The 2,990-nt window shown below is 59.5% G+C and carries 2 protein-coding genes; one reads left to right on the forward strand and one right to left on the reverse strand.

From position 1 onward, the window contains the following. Positions 1-191: 191 nt before the first annotated feature. Positions 192-1,112 carry a hypothetical protein gene (locus tag B1964_RS30220; protein WP_139765941.1) on the reverse strand — a complete coding sequence of 307 codons (921 nt, stop codon included), beginning with the start codon at positions 1,110-1,112 and terminating at the stop codon, positions 192-194. Between the two features lie 719 nt (positions 1,113-1,831). On the opposite strand from B1964_RS30220, the gene B1964_RS28685 reads away from it, so the two are divergent. Beyond that, positions 1,832-2,902, forward strand: coding sequence for a phospholipase D-like domain-containing protein (locus B1964_RS28685; RefSeq protein ID WP_079932213.1), 1,071 nt, complete (start codon positions 1,832-1,834; stop codon positions 2,900-2,902). Positions 2,903-2,990 lie beyond the last annotated feature (88 nt).

Below are 2,990 nucleotides of genomic sequence, written 5' to 3' on the forward strand. Positions count from 1 at the left end.
CCGCCGAACAGATCCTAGAAAAAGCCAACCGTCCAACAACTTCAAACTCGCGCCACTAGGTCGGCAGAAGCCTTGAGGCGGCAAACGGGCCGGACGGACGACAAATAACGAGCAAGATCTCGAGATTCGGACGGCACCCAGACATCAATCTCGGGACGGACGCGGAGAGCGCAGCCGCTACTATTCCCAAGTCAATGATTGGCACCCTTCGACGGAACACGATTTCCACCACCCACAAGCTCCTGGCCGCTTATGCCTAGTACGACTACCGTTAAGGCCAGCGTGGCGTGCCAGGACATGGCATCAAACGACATGAACATCACAACAATACCAACAATCGGTAATAGCAATTGACCGTGATTCACCCATGCTGAGCGAACGAGCCATGCCACAAAGAGGAGAAGACCAATTAGCCCGCTGGCAATCATAGTTGTAACGAACTGGTTGTCCACTGCCGAAAACCGACCTCCGAGTATTGCAGTGATGACTTTTCCTTCAGCTTTGTACCCCGAACCGAATAAGAGGCGGAGAAGCGGCTGATCAAAGAGTGCTGGCAGTGACGCTATGACCCGTGATCGATGAGTATACGAACCTGAGGCCAGTAATGAGTCGATTCCCAACGCTTCATGAAGTTTTTGCGATCCGATTAACTGGTACCCTAGGTAAAGCACGACCGCAGTGAATACGGAAGCAACCACCGATCGACGGTATACGGCAATTACAAACACAACCGCGACCGCGACTAGGGCGCTGCGCGCCCCCGCGAGGAGGCATCCGCCAATAGCTAGGCCGCATACTATCCAACGCACCCGCCAATCGAGCTGATCGCTAAACGCCAGAGTAAAAGCGAATGCGACCACAAAGAAAAAGGCCATTGGCAGCGGATGCCCTAGCGTGCCCGTTCCACGAAGTAGGCCGGGAAAAATGTTTGATTGAAGGTAGTCGGGTATTAATCCGTCAGATGTCCATTGCCTGCCACCCATCGATAAGCGCCAGATGGGCGAGTGCGAATAAAACACCTCCCGTATGGATATGACAACTTGTAATGCAACAAAAGTGGCCAACCCGGCATATATCACCATTGGCTCAGCGTGGATCAGGTTTCCGCTCACAAGGAAAACCGTGACGGATATTACTAGAAAGATTACGAGCTGAACGATCTGCGAGTTGGAACCTACAGCTAAGGTCGACACAAGCGAGGCACCGAGGGCACCGAGGGCTAGTTCCGTGCCTCGCTGAAGTGTGATGTGGCCGTCTAGCGCCAAGAAAAACAGACCGGCAAGACTTGCCAGAGGTATGAGTACGACAGACTCTCCAAGTGCAATGATCGGGAAGGCGCCCAATGAGGAAATGATAAGGATTAGAACCCCTGCTGATCGCCATGATCGCGGAATCGTGAGTGATGCACACATGATCATCGCCGCCACAACTGCGACCCCGAGTTGAGAGTGCGATTTGGCACAGCAAAATGCGACCAGGACAGGTATCCCTGCGCACACAGCTCCACCATAGAGCGAAGACCGACTGCCCCGATGTAGGGGACGACGCGATCCCGTTGAGATTGCCATGAGACACATCATCCCCTACCTACCACGAGAAGCGCGCGCCATGGTGCTCTGAACCCACGAATGACGCCCAAAGTGAGTCGACTGTGCGCGATCGGTACCGACCGTCCGCCAGTACAGCCATTGGGAACACGGTCTCGAGGTTCGGCGCCTGGGGCGCCTCACACCTCGACCAACGGAGGGGTCGGCTCAGCGGGATCGACTCGACCATCGGAGGGCGCCGCACTCTGGTGGAGCACGGCGACGGCCCTCTACTGTGAGTGCTCGTGGACACCCTCGGACTTGGCACCAACCGCACGGCCCGACTCCTCGCCGGTTCGGTGTGGACCCAACTCACTCCCCTCATCGCCTCTCGGCAGCACTCGGTGACCGCGGCCATCGCCTACGTGGGCGCCGACGCCCACACCCACCTTCCGCTGCGGTCCGGATCGTCGATCATCGTCGACGCCACGGTCCGGGCCGTGGAGCAACAGTCGACCAATCCGCACTCGTTGCTGGCCTGGCTCAAGGCCGACGTGCGGGTGTATTCGCTGCCGCATCTGCACGCCAAGATGCTGCTGTGTGAGGCCACCGACGACTCCGATGCCTTCGTGGCCATCGGATCGGCGAACGTCTCGCACCGCTCGCACGCCGTGCTGCAGGAGGCCGTCGTGCTGACCGACAGTCCCGATACGGTCGACGAAGCGCGCTCGTGCCTCGTCGACTGGAAACAGCGGGCCACACCGCTGACGATCGCCCGGGTCCGCGAGCTGTGCGACATCTTCGATCAGTCGACCGTGACCCTGCCGAACGACGAGGAACAGCCCGACGAGCAGGCGCCCGAGGAGCACACCCACGAGGTCCACCAATGGCCTCGCCCGTCGAAACTGTTCGTCACCCAGGTCTCGGCGGCCGACGACATGTCTGCCGAAGCCGAGTTCGAGCGCGACCTGCTGATCGAAAAGCACGACGCGACAACCGAAGAGAACGCCGTTGTCGGCAAGCCCTATGTCGCGGTGTTCTGGAACGACGGCGACCGCCAAACAACACAAGACGTCTACGCCGAAGGCAACCACGTGGTGCTGGTGTGGAAGGTCCGCGGCCGGGCGAAACGGCGCTGCAGCGCATCCGAACCCGGGCAGATGATCCACAAGTGGATCGACTACGACGCCTCACCCGCGCGCACCTACTACTACGTCCTCGCACCGCGCTCGACGGCGGAAGTGACTTACGGCGACATCGCCGACGGACTCGACGCCATCGGCGTCACGCTCGACGACGACATCGGGTATCTGCGCCGCAGCGTTATCGACGCGATCCTGGCGCAGTGGCCGGATCTGGAATTCATCAACAGATGAGGGCCGGGTTGACGTGAAAGCGGGTCGGCAGAGCAACTGTGCTCTGCCGACCCGCGCCACGTTGCGTCGTCAGTCCTCGCGGCTCCGC

This window comes from Gordonia sp. i37 (assembly GCF_002043085.1).
GTDB lineage: Bacteria > Actinomycetota > Actinomycetes > Mycobacteriales > Mycobacteriaceae > Gordonia > Gordonia polyisoprenivorans.